Annotated in this window: 12 protein-coding genes; 4 read left to right on the forward strand and 8 right to left on the reverse strand. The window is 66.6% G+C overall.

Going from position 1 to position 16,309, the window contains the following annotated elements; all coding sequences use genetic code 11:
- Positions 1-14 precede the first annotated feature (14 nt).
- Positions 15-3,110 carry a molybdopterin dinucleotide binding domain-containing protein gene (locus tag B447_RS14620; RefSeq protein ID WP_002941895.1) on the forward strand — a complete coding sequence of 1,032 codons (3,096 nt, stop codon included), beginning with the start codon at positions 15-17 and terminating at the stop codon, positions 3,108-3,110.
- A 106-nt stretch (positions 3,111-3,216) separates the two neighbouring features.
- Here the strand turns inward: B447_RS14620 and B447_RS14625 are convergent, their stop codons facing one another.
- Positions 3,217-3,846, reverse strand: coding sequence for a response regulator transcription factor (locus B447_RS14625; protein ID WP_002941897.1), 630 nt, complete (start codon positions 3,844-3,846; stop codon positions 3,217-3,219).
- Positions 3,843-5,606, reverse strand: coding sequence for a sensor histidine kinase (locus tag B447_RS14630; RefSeq protein ID WP_002941899.1), 1,764 nt, complete (start codon positions 5,604-5,606; stop codon positions 3,843-3,845). The genes B447_RS14625 and B447_RS14630 overlap by 4 nt, the downstream gene beginning before the upstream one ends.
- Positions 5,607-5,731: 125 nt before the next feature.
- On the opposite strand from B447_RS14630, the gene B447_RS14635 reads away from it, so the two are divergent.
- Positions 5,732-6,616: an endonuclease/exonuclease/phosphatase family protein gene (locus tag B447_RS14635; RefSeq protein WP_002941901.1), complete on the forward strand. Its 885-nt coding sequence runs from the start codon at positions 5,732-5,734 to the stop codon at positions 6,614-6,616.
- Here the strand turns inward: B447_RS14635 and B447_RS14640 are convergent.
- The 6 genes from B447_RS14640 to B447_RS14665 all read right to left on the reverse strand — a co-directional run bounded on the left by B447_RS14640 (position 6,595) and on the right by B447_RS14665 (position 13,703).
- Positions 6,595-7,377, reverse strand: coding sequence for an alpha/beta fold hydrolase (locus B447_RS14640; RefSeq protein ID WP_232431642.1), 783 nt, complete (start codon positions 7,375-7,377; stop codon positions 6,595-6,597). The two genes, B447_RS14635 and B447_RS14640, sit on opposite strands and share 22 nt — an antisense overlap.
- Positions 7,378-7,502: 125 nt before the next feature.
- Complete coding sequence (locus B447_RS14645; protein ID WP_002930158.1) at positions 7,503-7,718, reverse strand: YdcH family protein; 216 nt, start codon at positions 7,716-7,718, stop codon at positions 7,503-7,505.
- A gap of 149 nt (positions 7,719-7,867) precedes the next feature.
- On the reverse strand, positions 7,868-9,502 hold the full coding sequence (locus tag B447_RS14650; RefSeq protein ID WP_002941903.1) for a methyl-accepting chemotaxis protein: 1,635 nt from the start codon (positions 9,500-9,502) through the stop codon (positions 7,868-7,870).
- Between the two features lie 142 nt (positions 9,503-9,644).
- Positions 9,645-10,646 carry a DUF6976 family protein gene (locus tag B447_RS14655; protein WP_002941904.1) on the reverse strand — a complete coding sequence of 334 codons (1,002 nt, stop codon included), beginning with the start codon at positions 10,644-10,646 and terminating at the stop codon, positions 9,645-9,647.
- Position 10,647: 1 nt separating this feature from the next.
- Positions 10,648-11,367 (reverse strand): hypothetical protein, encoded by a 720-nt coding sequence (locus B447_RS14660; RefSeq protein ID WP_002941905.1) that lies wholly within the window; start codon positions 11,365-11,367, stop codon positions 10,648-10,650.
- A gap of 314 nt (positions 11,368-11,681) precedes the next feature.
- The gene (locus tag B447_RS14665) at positions 11,682-13,703 is read right to left on the reverse strand and encodes a methyl-accepting chemotaxis protein (RefSeq protein ID WP_002941906.1); all 2,022 of its coding nucleotides are present in this window, start codon (positions 13,701-13,703) and stop codon (positions 11,682-11,684) included.
- A gap of 166 nt (positions 13,704-13,869) precedes the next feature.
- Between B447_RS14665 and greB the strand changes: the two genes are divergently transcribed.
- Positions 13,870-14,427: a transcription elongation factor GreB gene (greB, locus tag B447_RS14670; RefSeq protein ID WP_002930147.1), complete on the forward strand. Its 558-nt coding sequence runs from the start codon at positions 13,870-13,872 to the stop codon at positions 14,425-14,427.
- A gap of 171 nt (positions 14,428-14,598) precedes the next feature.
- Positions 14,599-16,230 (forward strand): methyl-accepting chemotaxis protein, encoded by a 1,632-nt coding sequence (locus tag B447_RS14675; protein WP_002941907.1) that lies wholly within the window; start codon positions 14,599-14,601, stop codon positions 16,228-16,230.
- Positions 16,231-16,309 lie beyond the last annotated feature (79 nt).

Consider the following 16,309-nt stretch of genomic DNA (forward strand, 5'->3'; position numbering starts at 1 on the left):
CAAGGAGATACATCATGAAAATCGAACGTCGTGAAATCATCGCCGCCGGTGGCCTCGCCGCCTTTGCCGCAGGCTTCTCGCAGACCCTGGGCCGCATGGTGGCCAACTTCACCGGCCCCGAAGAGAAGAAGATCGCCGAAGGCCGGCACATCCACGGCCGCTCGGCCGAACCGGAATTCACCGTCGATCCGGTGAGCGGCGAGTTCACCCCCAACCCCAACCAGCAGGTCAGCTACACCGCCTGCCTGGGCTGCACCACCCAGTGCGGCGTGCGCGTGCGCATCGACAAGGCCAGCGGCCAGGTCATCCGCGTCGTCGGCAACCCCTACAGCCCGCTGTCGACCGAGCCCCACCTGCCGATGAAGGCGTCGGTCAAGGAGAGCCTGGTGGCGATGTCGCGCTTCCAGGACAAGGGCCTGGCCGGGCGCTCGACCGCCTGTGGCCGCGGTAACGCGGCGATGGACCAGATGAACTCGCCCTTCCGCGTGCTCACGCCGTTGAAGCGCGTCGGCCCGCGCAATTCGGGCCAGTGGCAGCCGATCTCCTTCGAGCAGCTGGTGAAGGAAGTGGTGGAAGGCGGCGACCTCTTCGGCGAGGGCCATGTCGATGGCCTGGCCGCACTGCGCGACCTCGAGAAGCCGATCGATGCCGAGGCGCCCGAACTGGGCAAGCGGGTGAACCAGGTGGCGGTGCTGACCAGCGTCAATGACGGCCGCGAGAACTTCAGCCGCCGCTTCTGGAACCAGGCCTACGGCACGCTCAACCACGTCGGCCACGGCTCCTACTGCGGCGGCGCCTACCGCTCCGGCTCGGGTGCGTTGTTCGGCGACGTCAAGCGCATGCCGCACGCCAAGCCCGACCTGGCCAACGCCGAATTCGTGCTCTTCATCGGCACCGCGCCGGGCAACGCCGGCAACCCCTTCAAGCGCACCGGCGGCATGCTCGCCAAGGGACGTGCCGAAGGCCGGCTGGATTACGTGGTGGTCGACCCTGTGCTGAACAACTCGCACAACCTTGCCGCCGCCGAGCACGGGCGCTGGGTGCCGATCCGTCCGGGCACCGACGGTGCGCTGGTGATGGGCATGATGCGCTGGATGTTCGACAACGAGCGCGTGAACACCGCCTACCTTGGCTGGCCCAACCTCAAGGCCGCTCAGGCCGCGGGCGAGCCGTCCTTTACCAACGCCGGCTGGCTGGTGATCGCCGAGGACGGCCACCCGCGCCAGGGCCGCTTCCTGCGCGGCTCCGACATCGGCATGGAAGTCGCGGCGGAGGAGAAATACAAGGACGCCGACCCCTACGTCATCGCCACCGCCGGCGGTGAGCTGGTTGCGGCCGAAACCGCGACCGTGGCGGCGGTGCTGGAGGCCACGCGGGTGATCGAGCTCGGCGGCAAGCCGGTGACGGTGAAGACGCCCTTCGAGCTGCTGCGAGAATCGGCGCGTGCGCTGTCGATCGCCGAATACTCGGCCGTCTGCGGCATCCCGGAGGACGTGATCGTCGGCCTGGCTGACGAGTTCACCCGTCACGGCCGCAAGGCGAGCGCGATTGCCCACGGCGGCATGATGGCCGGCAACGGCTTCTACAACGCCTACGCCGTGGTCACGTTGAACGCGCTGATCGGCAACCTGAACTGCAAGGGCGGCTTCGTGATGAACGGCGGCGGCTTCAAGGACAATGGTGCCGGCCCACGCTACGATCTCGAGACCTTCCCGGGCGAGCTGAAGCCGTCCGGCACCCCGCTTGGGCGCAACGTGGCCTATGAGCGCTCGGCCGAGTTCAAGCGCCGCCAGGCCGAGGGCAAGCCCTATCCGGCCAGCGACGCCTGGTTCCCCAACGCGCCGGGCTTGGGCACCGAATGGTTCACCGGTGCACTGCGCGGCTATCCCTACAGCCTCAAGGCCTTGGTGCTGTGGAGCTGCAACCCGCTGTACGGCATCACCGGTGTGCGCCCGCTGATCGAGCGCGACCTCGCCGACCCGAAGAAGCTGCCGCTGATCATCTCGGTCGACCCGTTGATCAACGAGAGCAACGCCTTTGCCGACTACATCGTGCCCGACTCGATCATGTACGAGAGTTGGGGCTGGGCCGCGCCCTGGAATGGCGTGCCCACCAAGGCCACGACCGCGCGCTGGCCGGTGGTCGAACCCAAGGCTGACAAGACCCCCGACGGTACGCCGATCGGCATGGAGACCTTCTACATCGCGCTCGCAAAGGCGATGAAGCTGCCCGGCTTTGGCGGCGAGGCGATCGCCGACATGGACGGCAAGCGCCATCCGCTTGAGACGCCCGAGGACTGGTACCTGCGCGGCGGCGCCAACATCGCTTTCGCTGGCAAGGCGCCGGTGGCCGACGCCTCCGACGAGGATCTGCAGCTCTCCGGTGTCGATCGCCTGCGCCCGCAGCTGGAGGGCGTGCTCAAGCCCGAGGAGTGGCGCAAGGTGGCCTTCCTGTTCACCCGCGGCGGGCGCTACCAGCCGGCCACCGAGGCGCAGGATGCGGAGCAGCCCGAGTGGCAGGCCAACCGCTTCACGAAGCCGCTGTGGCTGTGGAACGAGATGATCGGTAGCGCGCGCAACACGCTCTCCGGCGCGCGCTTCCTCGGCTGCGCGCAATGGACGCCACCGGCCTTCTATGACGGCACGCCGATGCGCGAGGTGCATACGGAGGCGGACTGGCCGCTGCAGATCATCAGCTACAAGTCGGCGCTACAGAACTCGTACAGCATCGCTACCCGCATCACCGGCCTGCACCCGGACAATCCGGTGGTCGTGCATCCGGTCGATGCCGAAAAGCAGGGCCTGAAGACCGGCGACGCCGCGCGTATCCGCACCCCGGGCGGCGCGGCGGCATGCACGGTGATCGTGCATGAGGGTGTGGTGCCCGGGGTGATGGCGATCGAGCACGGTTACGGCCACCTCGAACTGGGCGCACGGGCGCATCGGATCGGCGACCGGGTGCAGCCGGACCGCCCCGACCTGCGGGCGGGCATCAACCTCAATGACCTCGGCCTGTCCGACCCGACGCGTGGTGGCAAGGGCATCTGGGTGGATGCGGTGTCGGGCACCTCGGTGCGCCAGGGTATTCCGGCCCGGCTTGAGCGGGTGTGAGGCCAGAAGTCCGCGACTCGACCGGTTCGATTCGCGGCTGCCGCCGTGCCATGGGATCGATGCAAACGCAGGCGCGCCGGCAGAGGTGTGATTGGGCGGTAGCGTCTCAGTCCAGGCCGGTGGGGTCCGCGCGCAGCATCAGGCGCGCGAGCTCGGCGGCGCTGCCGACTCCGGTCTTTTCCATGACATGGTGGCGGTGTACATGCACCGTCTTCTCGCTGATGTCGAGCTCTCGCCCGACCAGCTTGTTGGGTAGCCCCAGGGCCACCAGGCGGGCGACCTCGCGCTCGCGTGGCGACAGGCGCTCGAGAACCAGCCTGGCCTCCTCGCAGCGCGCGCTGCGGGCGCGGGCCTCACAGCCGAGCTTCACCGCACGGCCGACAGCATCGATCAGGGCCTGGTCCTTGAACGGCTTTTCGAGAAAGTCGCAGGCGCCGTGCTTCATCGCTTGGACCGCCAACTCCACGTCACCATGTCCGGTGATGAACACGATCGGCGCCTCGAAGCCGCGCTGGTGCAGCACCTGCTGCAGCTCCAGTCCGCTCATCATGGGCATGCGGATGTCGAGCACCAGGCAGGCCGCCTGGGTGGGGGCGGCTACGGCGGAGAGGAAATCCTCGGCAGAAGCGTGGGCAGCGACCTGCCAGCCCATAGATTCGAGCAGGAAGACGGTCGAGCGGCGAAAGGCGGCGTCGTCGTCGATGACGTGGATCAGAGGTTCTTCGTTCGGGCTCATGCGTCGGTGGGTTTCGCTGTGGATTGAATGTACCGCTTGGCTTGCGGCAGGGTGAGCACGAAGATGGCGCCCGGTCCGTCGTCCGGAATATCCGCGCTCAGCCGACCGCCGTGGGCTTCGGCGATGCCGCGGCAGATCGACAGGCCGAGTCCCATGCCGTCGGCCTTGGTGGTAAAGAAGGCCTCGAAGAGCCGGTTACGCGTGGCTGCGTCGATTCCGACGCCGTAGTCGCGTACGCGGATGTGCAGGCTGTCGGCGTCGGTGTCGAGCGTCAGCACGATGCGCTGGCGTGCGACGGGCAGCCCGTGGCTGGCGTCCCAGGCATTCTTGAGCAGGTTGAGTATCACTTGCTGGATCTGCAGGCGGTCGAACTCGGTGCATGCATCGGCCGGTAGCTCGTCCGCGATCCGAACCTCGGGTGCGTGCGCCAGCATGCCGCGAAAGAGGGCGACAGTCTCATCGACGACGTCGCGTACGGGCTGGCGTTCGCGGCTCGCGGCACGCTTGCGTGCGAAGACGCGGATTTGGCCCAGGATGCCCGCGGCGCGTTCGGCCTGGCCGGCAATCTCGCCACCTGCCTCGCGCACTGCAGCTTCCGTCAGGCGCTGGTTGTCGGCTCGGCGCACCAGGCTGTTGGCGTAGTTTGCGATGGCGGCCAGCGGCTGGTTGAGTTCGTGGGCGAGGGTGCCCGACAACTCGCCCAGTACCGACAGGCGCGAAAGGTGCTCCGCCTGCTCCTGTGCGGCATGCATGTGTTGCGTCAAAGCCTCCCGCTCGGCGAGAGCATGGCGTAGTTCGGCGGTGCGGCGCTGCACCAAGTGTTCGACACGGACGGTATAGATGATCCAGCCCAGGAGCAGCAACGCAAAGCCTGCTACCCATGGCCAGTAGCGTTCGGCCAGCGCCATCAGCGTGGGGGCACGCAGGTAAGCGTAGGGACCGATCTCGAGGCGCCGGAACAACTCGTGGACCGCCTGGTAGTCCGCCGGTACCGCCCATGCCAGGCCGTCACGCTCGGTACGCATGCCGAGCAGCGCGATCGCGACCATACGTGAAAGCTCGGGTGACGTGTGGCGCAGGGCGGCGAGTGGCCAGTCGGGGTAGAGCGGGGTGGAGCTGGCGCAGGCGAAGCCAGGCTCGTTGCGCGGCGACAGTACGCGAAAACGCTCCTGCCAGTCCGCCCGGTTCTCGAGCAGGCAGCTGCGCAGCACGCCCGCATCGGCCAAGCCGGCGTCAAGCGCTGCGACTACGCCGCTCATCGGGAAGCCGACTTCGTGCAGGGCGGCGAGATGCCGCTCGGGCGACAGGCCGAGTGCGTCGAGCTCTCCCCACAACATCTGGAAGCCGCCGAAGCCTTCACGGCCGACGATGGCCAGGCGCTTGCCCCGCAACTCGGCGAGGCTATGAAGCGGGCTGTCTGCCGGTACGATCACCGCAGAGCCCAATGCACGCTCGGGTGATCGTCCCCCGCCGGCGTCGAGCGTGAGGATTCGACTGGCGCCGAGTTCAGCTTCGAGCTCGACGTAGTGTCCCGGGTTGGTGATGATGAAGTCGAGTTCGCCTTGGCTCGCAGCAAGGCGCAAGCCATCATGGTCGAGATGGACGAGTGCGGGGGTGTGTCCAGGCAGGCTGGCCTGCAGCCGGCGTAGGACGGGTGACCATTCTTCGACTGCGGCTTCCGAGCCCAGGAAGGCGAGCACGCCAATGCGCAGGGGCTGGGCTGCACAGGCGGGTGCTAGGGGCAGGAGGGCAAGCAGCATGTACCCCAGGGCGGCGCAGAGGCGAGAAACGTAAAGAGGCCTGGACATGGGTGCAAAATCGCTGTTTGCGGCAGAGGCGTCAAGCCCGCTGGCGCATGGATCTCGGAGCAGGGGAGGAGCAGGGCATGAAGCTGCTGAGTTGGAACATCCAGTGGGGGCGTGGGGCTGATGGGCGGGTGGACCTCGCCCGCAGCGCGGCGGCGATCCGGGCGGCGGGAGACTTCGACGTCATTTGCCTGCAGGAGGTTGCGTGCAATTTCCCCGGGCTGGCAGGCGGGGCGCGGGAGGATGAAGCCGCTGCGCTGGGCGCGGCCTTTCCGGGGTATGAGGCTGTCTATGCGGCGGCCGTCGATCTGCCGGACGGCGAGGGCGGGCGTGCCCGCTTCGGCAACCTGCTGCTGTCGCGCCTGCCTGTCGGACAGGTGTTCAGGCACCTGCTGCCTTCGCCCGCGGACCCGGCGTACCCGGCGATGCAGCGCGTGTGCGTGGAGGCCGTGGTGCAGGCGCCGTGGGGCGCGCTGCGGGTGATGACCACGCACCTGGAGTACTACTCGGCGGTCCAGCGTCGCGCCCAGGTCGAGGCGCTGCGCGGTCTGCAGGCCGAGGCAGCCGATCTGGCCGCGCGCCCGCCCGCACTCAAGGAGGCGAATCCGTCGTTTGCCGCGCCGCAGCGCCCGGCAGCGGCCGTGTTGTGCGGGGATTTCAACTGCGAGCCCGGTTCGGCCGAGCATCTTGCCATGCTGCAGCCGCTACCGGCGGCACCCTGGGGCGATGCGCGTGCGCACTGGGTAGACGCTTGGCAGCTCGTTCATGGCGCACAGCCTCATGCGCCCACAGTCGGCCTGCATGGCGCCGAGTGGCCCGATCGCGCCTATTGCTGCGACTACTTCTTCGTCACCACCGACCTTGCAGCCCGCGTGCGCGAGCTGGAGGTCGTGGCGGACACGGCGGCGTCGGACCACCAGCCGGTGGTTCTCACCTTCGAGGCTCAGTCTTCGAGTAGGGCCTGAACCACGGCAGCGGGGTTCTCGTCGAGCATGCCGTGGCCGCAGGCTGCAAGCACGACCAGGCGCACATTGCCCTCTGCCTGGAGGGCGTCGGCGAGCGGGGTCACGGCCTTGAGCGGGGTCATGCGGTCGACCTCGCCGCACAGCAACAGGCTTGGGCCGCGGCGTCTGGCGGCGGCGGCCAGGCCGTTCTGCCAGGCGTCGCAGGCCGCCAGATCGGAGGCCAGTACTGCTGCGCCATTGCGTTGCATGCGCGCGGTATTGGCTTCCTCCAGCGCCTGTCGCCGGGCTTCGCCGATCAACTCCGCCGGAGCGAAGGAGAATTTGTTGATCAGGGCGTGCGCCTGTTGAGGGTCGTTACGCGCAGCATCGAGCACGAAGGGGGCGACCGGCATGGGCGCCAGGCTGCCGATCAACACCAGGCGGCCCACCCGTGTAGGGGCCGAGTCCGCTGCGGCGAGTGCGACCAGCGAGCCCATGCTGTGACCGCCGAGGTCGAAGCGACCCAGGCCAGCGGCGTCCGCGAATGCGAGCACCCAGTCCGCCATGGCATCGATGTCGAGACACGCGTCGCCGCTTGAACTGCCATGTCCGGGAAGGTCGACGGCGATCGTGCGCCTGCCGGCTTGAGCCAGGCCTTCGGCAACAGCTTGCCAGATGCCGCGGTCGTGTCCGGCACCGTGGACAAGGAGCAGGGGGTGGGCCGTCGTCGGGCCAAAATCGTCATAGGCGGCCATATGGCCGCGGAGAGGAATCGTAGGCATGGATGTCTCTGGTGACTTGCAGCTTGCATCAATGCGCCCGGCAGCTTGTGCGGCAGGGCTTGATGCACGGTGAGTGGGGTGCGGAAGGTAGCCGGGCTGCGGCTCGAAGTGCAAGGCCCGATGCGTCAGGCGTATTCGTCAGGGTCCAGCATGTGCTCGATGGCGGTGATGCGATCCTTGAGCGCGAGTTTGCGTTTCTTGAGCCGGCGCAGCATCAGCTCGTCTTCTGATGGCTGCTGCGCAAGGCGCGTGATCGCATCGTCAAGGTCCCGATGCTCGCTGCGCAGCTCCTCGAGGCGCCCGCGCAGGCTGGTGACCTCGTCGAATTGCTCGTCCGTCATGAATACGCTCCCCCGATCTGGATCTGCATGCGCTCAAGCGCACGTCTGCCCCGCCATTGTTTGCCAATGGTATGCGGGGCAGGCGGGCCTGACAATGCGCAATGAAGCGCAGGAGGGTGGGCGCCGATGACGGCGCCTCAACCGTCCGCTCAGTGACGGAAGCGTGACACCAGCTCTCCGAGCTCTCTGGCGATGGTGTCCAGGGACGTTGCCGACGAGGCGGTCTGTTCGGTGGATGCGCTGGTTTCCTCCACCATCTGGGCAATGCTCTCGACCTGCTGCGCGATGGCCGTGCTGGCGGCGCTTTGTTCCCGGGTGGCAAGCGCCACCTCGCGGATGCGGTCGAGCGTCGTGTGCGCGCCTTCGCGGATCTTGCGCAGCGACTGTTCGGCCTCGCGGGCAAGCTCCACGCCGCGCTCGACCTGGGGCAGCGCCTTGTCCATGGATTCGACGGCGCTGCCCGTGTCGCTCTGGATGGCGCCCGTCATCGCACTGATCTCTTCGGTCGCGGACGAGGTCCGTTCGGCAAGCTTGCGGACTTCGTCCGCGACCACCGCGAAGCCGCGGCCTTGCTCGCCTGCGCGAGCGGCCTCGATGGCAGCGTTGAGCGCAAGCAGGTTGGTCTGTGCTGCGATTTCCTTGATTACCTCGGTGATCTTGGAGATCTCGTTGGCACGCGTCTCGAGCGAGCGGATCATTCCCGCAGCGGCGGAGGTCTGTTCGGAGATCACGGTCATCTCGCGCGCCGCCTCGGCAACCTGCGCCTCGCCGCCCTGGGCCAGTTGCGCTGCCGAAGAGGAGTACTGCTCAGTGTCGCGGGCAAGGTCGGAGATGTGGTTGATGGAGACGGTCAGTTCCTCGATCGCGGCAGCCATGGCTGCCGTGGAGTCGGACTGGCGGAGCGAGGCTTGGGCGACCTGGCCCGACGAGGTCGAGATGTTCTCGGCGGTGTGCCGCACGACGCCGGACTTTGCCGAGATCTCGCCCACCATCTGGCGAATCGCGCTCAGCATGCGCGACAGCTCGGAGAGCAGGCTTCCGCGTTGCGCGTTGGGAATGGCAACGGTGAGGTCTCCCGAGGCGGCGAGGTCCATCAGGCGCATTGCTTCGGTTGGCTCGCCGCCGATCTGGCGCAGCACCGAGCGGCCGATCTGAACACCGAGCGCCACCACGACCAGCATGATCACCAGGCTGACAAGCATATCGACCAGCACGCTGTTCCAGAACTGGGTCTCGACGTCATCCATGTACACCCCGGTACCGATGACCCAGCCCCAGGGCGCGAAGGTGGCGACGTACTGCAGCTTGTCGACCGGGTCGGTGCTGCCCGGACGGGGGAAGGCGGTATCGACGTAGCCGGAGCCGTTGCGGCTGGCTGTGCCGACCACGTCCTTGATGGTGTAACGCCCCTTGCCGTCACGGACCTCGTTGCTCACATCGCGCCCTTTCCACTCCGGGCGGAAGGGGTGCATCACCGTCGTCGCCGACAGGTCGTAGATGTAGAGGTATTCGGTCTTGCCGTCGTCGCCGCCGTAGCGCATTGCCTGAATGGCCTGGATGGCCCTCGACTGGGCTTCCGGAGCGCCCAGCTCGCCACTGCGGGCGTGAAAGGCAGCCGAGACCTGCACGGCGCTCTCGACGATGGAGCGGACCTGGAGCTTGCGTGTTTCGGTGAGCTCGGCCTTGAGCTGGATCGCATCCAGGACCATGACGGTAGCCAGGCCCAGGAAGGTGGCGGCGATCAGCAGGATGATCTTGGTTCTGAACTTCAGGTTGTCGAGCATGGCTGTCCCCAGGCACCGTTGATGTACTCAACGCCGGTATCGGCGATAAGCCTGGAGACTTTAGCAGTTTATTGCGAAATGCTACGGCTCGCTCCGCCACGACCGAGGCGGCGGGGGGGGGCGGGCTTTAGCGAGCCTTTGGTCACATGCGATCGATCACGAGGTAGACCAAGGTCTGGTTGAGCAGCAGATAGGCGATCTCGCCGAAGGTCATCGGTCCGGTGAAGGCGCCTGTTCGGCGCCCCTCCAGGCCGTCATGCACGTAGTTGAGAATGCAGTTGCACGAGAACGCCGCGTGTCCGCCCTCTGCGCTCGAGTGCGTCGGCGGCAGCCGGCGGGCCAGGCGATAGGTGGTGTCCTTGAATACGGGGGCGTAGAAGTCGACGCGCCCGGTGCTGGCATCGATGCTCTTGAAGGACACGTTGACCATCGCCCCGCAATGGTCGGCGACCAAGGGCAGGCGCAGATCGCCGCCATGTGCTTCGAGGTAGTCCGCAAGGAGCGCCGGAGCGCCATTGACGAGGCATTCGTGCGCCGAGAAGCCCGTTTCCGGAAAGCGGATGTCGTCGCCCCGGCCTTGCTCCAACAGATTGATGATCTCCACCCGTGCGTAGCAGTCGTCCGGGAGAGTGACATGCATCACCACCGCGCGCTCGGAGTCGAACTCTCCCGTTTGCCCGTTGATCACCATGGGGGTGGCGCGTTCGATATCGTCGAGGTGGCAGCCCGATACCCAGCCGACGAGGGGTTTCACGAACATGTCGTCGAACCCCGGCGCGTTGCGCGCGTAATGCGAGTGCACCGCAGAGAACGCCGGAATGATCAGTATGGAGTAGCCGTTGTCCGGGGCTTCCACACATATCTGGTCGAGCGAGGTCACGTCATGGAAGCGGATCCGCGGTGCTGGCGAGACGTGTGCGATCTCGCTCACGAATACGCGATTGCGGCTCATCTCGCCGCCGTCCTGCGCCATGAAGTACGGAATCGTGCCGCCGATCCAGTTGCCGCGCGGCAGCTGGCGCAGCAAGTCCTCGTCGCCGGCAATGGTCAGGAAGGCGCCACGTTCGATGCGCCGTGCTGCCTCGACAAGGCCGAGTAACGAACCGTGTGCGGAGGCGCTTTGCTCAAGAGGAGTCCCGGCCACGTCATTCGCTCCTGATCTGGCTGAGTTCATGCGCGAGCAGGCGCTTGTTCTTGAGGAAGTACCGGTGCAGTTCCTGCAACTTGAGCGTGCGCACCTCGACGTCGGAGATCATCTCGAACTGCGCGCGCAGCCGTGACAGCAGCAGCTTCAGGCCGAGGACGCGGATGTCGAGTTGTCGTCCGCCTTCCAGCAGCGCGACCCACACCGGGTCTGCCACGTCGGGCACGTCCGGGTCCGCCGCCGCGCCTGCGTCAGTTTCGCTGCCATGCGCTGCGATACGCTTGGCCGGGGTGCGATCGAAGCCCCAGCGGCCGCTGTCCATCGCATAGCGCAATCGCCAGAGTTCGGTGATCGGCAGGTCGAGCAGGGTGCAGATGCTCTGCAGGCTGCAGCCCTCGCGCAGAAAGGTGAAGATCCGCTCGTTGAGCGCGCGCGTGAATGGCAGGTCTGGTTCGCCGGCCCACGGTTGGCGCGACAGGTCGGCCGTGCCTGGCGCCTGGACGTGGATATGGATCTGCCAGGCGCCGAAGTTGGCGTGCCGCCAGGACAGTGTCCGCGTACCCGGCACAGGCCGCGCGCGTACGATGCCCAACCAGGGGCGAGGGGTTTCCAGTCCGATCCAGATGTCGTGGCGACGGCCACCATTCTCCTTGCAGTCGGTAACCGTCCACGGCGCCTCGACATCCAGCAGTGTTTGCCACAGGTGTCGCTCGTTATTCATTGTCGGCGGGTCTCCAGCCATCGGATCGAGTGATCAAGTGCGCCGCCGTGACGGCTGCGCCACGTGCGCTGGAGAGCGCTCAGGCAACAATCATGCCATTGTTGTGCAGATAAATGCGTTATGAAAAGTGCCGGGCGCGCTGAAACCCCTGCAGCCGAGGGCCGGCGAGCGCTTCGGGCGCCCGCCGGCCCTGTACGATGCCGCGGTGCAACTGTTTTACGCAGTAGCCTGTGCCAGGTGCGCCTGCTCCACGCGTGTTCCGAAACGATGCGCGCTGCTCATGAATGCTGCTCCCCAATTTGCGGGGGGCTGTCTTAGGCGCTGCCCTTGGTGAGCGCCCTCAGGCTATCGGCCACCGCCTTGGTGTGCACCGCCGTGTCCGCGGTGCGGCGGCTCGACTGCTCGATGCTCTCGAGCAGCTTGGTGAGGTCGGCCACGCCGGACGATTGGCCTTCGATCTCGCGCGCCACATTGCTGATTGCATCCGCGAGCCGGGAAATGTCGCCACCGATCTCGGTCGCACTGGTACGCGATTTCTCCGCGAGCTTGCGCACCTCGTCTGCGACCACGGCGAACCCGCGCCCCTGTTCTCCGGCCCGTGCCGCCTCGATCGCGGCGTTGAGCGCGAGCAGGTTGGTCTGGTCGGAGATCTGCTGGATCACGCCTGCGACGCTCTTGATGCGGGCACTGGCTTCGGCCAGGCCGCGCGCGCTGGCGGCGACCTCGCCCGCACGCGCGGCAAGTTCGACGACCGTACTGCCGGCGCGATGGACGACCTCGTCCTGCTCGACGATGTGTGCGGACAGCGCATCCATCGACCCGTAAAGGTCGCCGGCACAACCATCCAGTTCCCGCGCCGTGTGCTCGCGCAGCGTGTTCGCCTCCCGGAGCACCCGCCCAAGATCGTTGAGTCCGGTGAAGACCCTCGCCATCGATTCATCCAGCCCGCTGGCGTCGAGCGAGCTGTCGAAGTGCTGGGCCTCGAAACTCTCGATCTGCTGCACCACGACACGCGACAGGCCCGCGAGCTTGGCGACCTGGCGGCGCAGGAAGAAGGCCTTGAACTCGCCGTAGTGGGCCACGAACTGGTCCACGAAGCCGTCGCGGAAGCCTTCTCCGGTGCGCACACGGAAAAAGAAGATGGCAGTCAGGGTCTGGTTCAGATTCAAGCCGAGAATTTCGCCAAAGGTGGAGAAGCCGGCGAGCGGCACGCCCTCCATGACCTTGCCCATGTCGCCGAGCTCGCGCTCGTTGTAGAGCCTGCGCAGGATGCAGTCGTTGAGGATGCCGGCCACCGGCAGTCCCGGCTTGCCTTCCAGGAAGCGCTGGAAGTCCTGCCGTGTGCGTTCGGCCAGCCCGGTGCGGCGGACCATGACCAGTTCCTCGCCCGGGGCGACGTCGCAGTAGAAGTGCACGCGCCCGCTATCCAGGTCCATGCGTGCGATCGAGCGCACGTAGATTTCCTTGCCGACGCGAATGGCGAAGGAGTACTCGGCCAGCTTGGCCTCTAGCGAGCTGCGATCGCATTTGAGTCGGTCGCACAAGGCGTCGACCAGGGTGCCGATGCGGCCCTGCTGGTCGAACACCTGGCTGACGTAGCGTTGCTCCAGCGAGGCGGACAAGACGTTGAACACGACATCCGTGGGCTCGAAGTTCTGGCTCTTGAACACGCCGAAACGCACGCCCGGCGCCGTTCTGACGAAAGTGACGAGGGCGTGGTTGTCCAGGCGCCGCTTGCCGTCGTGCAGCCAGGACACCTTGAAGTCGAGCGTGCCGCCGGCGGAGCCGCCCACGAACAGACAGGGGAAGCGGCCGCTCTCATACAGGGCCTCCATGAAGAACGACTCGGATGCCGACAGGCCGTCGAACAGCACGTAGGCGAAGGTGTCGCGGTGATCGATGTCGAGGGCGATGCCGGCGTTCTCGATGTTCCTTGCCAGTCGCGCCACGCGCTCCTTCATCGGCACGGCAACCGAGCCGCGGCGCAAGTCCTCGCTGCCGAGGGGGATCGCCACCACTTCGGCGCGGGCCACCAGTGAGGCGTCGAAGCACTGGAGGACGATGCGATCCCAGCTTCCGCCGGTCGTGCAGTAGAGCTGGCCCTGTTCAGAGCAGAGCTCGCCTGCGGTCGTGCACATGGCCAGCGCCGCATCGGGAAAGCGCCTGCGCACTTCGGCCGCGCTGCGGTCGATGTCGACGTGCGGCGACACGAAAGCGACCACGAATGTGGGCTTGATGCGCAAGGCGTCAAGCTCCGCCCCCAGCGTCGCCGAGGATGCCTGCAAGGTCACCACCCCTGCCGCATCGGCGGCTTGTTTGCGCAAGAACAGTCCCATGATCTCCTCGACCTCCGTTCATTCGGGTTCGTTGTTGTCCGAGCATCCGCGCCGCGCTCGTTTGTAAGCACTCGGGCCAGGCAAAGCACGAAATGGGCCTGCCGTCCGGCTTGGCGCAAATCTGGACCAGTCCGTAACATCGGCACTTTTTGCGGACCGCTTGAGGATGAACAAAGCCTTTGTGAAGGAAAGTGACGGCGACGGCGATGGCGACGAGGATCTGGCGCCGGGCCTGCGTCTGCCGGCCGGCAGCAAGAACTACATGACCCGGCGTGGTTACGACGCCTTGCGTGCGGAGCTCGACCAGCTCGTGCGCTTCGAGCGTCCGAAGCTCGTCGAGACGGTGGCGTGGGCGGCAGGCAATGGCGACCGTTCGGAGAACGGAGACTACATCTACGGCAAGAAGCGGCTGCGCGAGATCGATCGGCGCATCCGTTTCCTGATCAAGCGCATCGAGAACGCCGAGGTGGTGGACCCCGAGCGCCAGCGCGAGCTGGAGCAGGTGTTCTTTGGCGCTACGGTGAGTTTCTGCGACCTGGACACCGGCGAGGAGCAGACCCTGCAGATCGTGGGAGTGGATGAGGCTGATGCGACCCAGGGCCGGATCAGCTGGATATCGCCGCTTGCACGTGCCGTGCTGAAGTCGCGGGTCGGCGACGTGGTGCGCTTCCAGAGCCCGGCCGGGCTGCGTGAGCTGGAGATCGTCGGCGTGGTCTACGTTTGAGGCAAGTCAACGTTATCTCTTTGTATTTCATTGGAGTATCTGCGGTGGTGTGGGCGCGATGCAGCTAAAGTCGGAGGTGTATTTGGCCGATAGCAAACGCACAGGTTGCAGCCGCTGGCCGTGCAGGGGGGCTGACAGACCGAAGAAATCATAGCGAGGGAGGGAAGGGATATGCGCCTTGGATCATTGACCGTCGTGCAGCGTGTCTCGCTGCTGGTCGTGGTGGCGATGGCTGGCCTGGCATTGCTTACTGCAGTGGCATTGCGTGATGCGCACCGCCACATGACCGAAGGCTATGAGCGCAACGTCAAGAGTCAGGTCGAGGTAGCCCACGGTCTGATCGCGCATTTCCACGCCCTGGAGCGCAGCGGCGCAATGAGCCGGGCCAATGCGCAGGAGGCCGCCAAGGCGGCGTTGCGCGGCCTGCGCTATCAAGGCAACGAGTACTTCTGGGTCAATGACAGCGGTCCGGTGATGCTGATGCACCCGATCCGTCCCGATCTCGAAGGCACGGATCTTTCTCAGAACCGCGATCCGCAGGGCAAGTACCTGTTCCGCGAGTTCGTGCGCGTGGCGCGTGCCGATGGCGCCGGTTTCGTGGATTACCTGTGGCCGCGCCCGGGGTCGGAGACGCCCCAGCCCAAGCTGTCCTACGTCAAGATGTTCGCGGAGTGGGACTGGATCGTCGGTACGGGCGTGTATGTCGATGATATCGATACCGCCATGCGTCGCGCGGCGACCGGCTTCGGTATCTTCGTGCTGGCGGTGCTCGTCGTCCTCGGCCTGATCTCGTGGTGGGTGGTGAGGGGCGTGGTCCGTGCACTCGGCGGCGAGCCGGCCTATGCCAACGAGGTCATGCGCCAGGCCGCTGCGGGTCAGCTCGATGTCAGGGTCGCCAATCGCGCGGGCGCAGACAGCCTGCTTGGTACGCTGTCGACCATGCTTGGCCAGTTGCGCGCCATGGTGGGCGAGATCGGCCAGGGTTCGGGGCGGCTGACCGATACCGTGCGGGACATCTCTGAGGTCGCGCGGGTGGTGTCCAAGGCGTCGGCCGTGCAGACCGACTCGACCGCTGCCATCGCAGCCGCGGTCGAGGAGATGACGGTGAGCGTGGAGCACATCTCGGATGGCGCCCGCCATGCCGAGGAGAACTCGGCGGCGACGTCCGAGCTGGCCCATGAGGGCGCGGCGCGGGCCGAGCGTGTGGTCACGGAGATGAACTCGATCGCTGCCAAGGTCGGAGCCGCCGCCGACAAGCTGCAGAACCTGGTCCTGCGTGCGGACGAAGTGGGGTCGATCGCCAACGTGATCAAGGAGATCGCAGGGCAGACCAACCTCCTGGCCCTCAACGCGGCGATCGAGGCCGCCAGGGCCGGCGAGCAGGGGCGTGGCTTTGCGGTCGTTGCCGACGAGGTGCGCGGCCTGGCCGAGCGCACGGCCGCGGCCACGATCCAGATCGAGCAGGTCATCGAGGGCATCCAGACCGAGACCAAGGGCACGGTCGATGCCATGGCCGAGGTGACGGCGCAGGTCGAGGGCGGCGTGGTGCTCGTCGATGAGACGTCCGAGTCCCTGCATCAGATCAGGTCCGGCGCCGGCGAGGCGCTGGAGAAGATCCGCGGTGTGGCCTTCGCCACCCGCGAGCAGCGCGCCGCAGCAACCGAGATCGCCCAGCAGGTCGAGCGGATCACCTCGATGGCGCAGGACACCACGGCCGAGATGGCCTCGATGGCTCAGCTGGCGGAGCGCATGGAGCAACTGGCAGGCGACCTCAACCAGCTCGTCGGCCGCTTCCGCTGCTGAGCGCCCGCCCCGCATGCGCGGGCAGGCCCTTGAAAGTGGGAGCACCGCCCCCATCTGCGGCTCCGTCCTGATCAAACAG

This window comes from Thauera sp. 27 (assembly GCF_000310125.2).
Taxonomy (GTDB): domain Bacteria; phylum Pseudomonadota; class Gammaproteobacteria; order Burkholderiales; family Rhodocyclaceae; genus Thauera; species Thauera mechernichensis.

Coding starts and splice junctions, on each gene's coding strand:
- B447_RS14620 (WP_002941895.1), top strand. CDS start 15: ATGAAAATCGAACGTCGTGAAATCATCGCCGCCGGTGGCCTCGCCGCC.
- B447_RS14625 (WP_002941897.1), bottom strand. CDS start 3,846: ATGAGCCCGAACGAAGAACCTCTGATCCACGTCATCGACGACGACGCC.
- B447_RS14630 (WP_002941899.1), bottom strand. CDS start 5,606: ATGCTGCTTGCCCTCCTGCCCCTAGCACCCGCCTGTGCAGCCCAGCCC.
- B447_RS14635 (WP_002941901.1), top strand. CDS start 5,732: ATGAAGCTGCTGAGTTGGAACATCCAGTGGGGGCGTGGGGCTGATGGG.
- B447_RS14640 (WP_232431642.1), bottom strand. CDS start 7,377: ATGCCTACGATTCCTCTCCGCGGCCATATGGCCGCCTATGACGATTTT.
- B447_RS14645 (WP_002930158.1), bottom strand. CDS start 7,718: ATGACGGACGAGCAATTCGACGAGGTCACCAGCCTGCGCGGGCGCCTC.
- B447_RS14650 (WP_002941903.1), bottom strand. CDS start 9,502: ATGCTCGACAACCTGAAGTTCAGAACCAAGATCATCCTGCTGATCGCC.
- B447_RS14660 (WP_002941905.1), bottom strand. CDS start 11,367: ATGAATAACGAGCGACACCTGTGGCAAACACTGCTGGATGTCGAGGCG.
- B447_RS14665 (WP_002941906.1), bottom strand. CDS start 13,703: ATGGGACTGTTCTTGCGCAAACAAGCCGCCGATGCGGCAGGGGTGGTG.
- greB (WP_002930147.1), top strand. CDS start 13,870: ATGAACAAAGCCTTTGTGAAGGAAAGTGACGGCGACGGCGATGGCGAC.
- B447_RS14675 (WP_002941907.1), top strand. CDS start 14,599: ATGCGCCTTGGATCATTGACCGTCGTGCAGCGTGTCTCGCTGCTGGTC.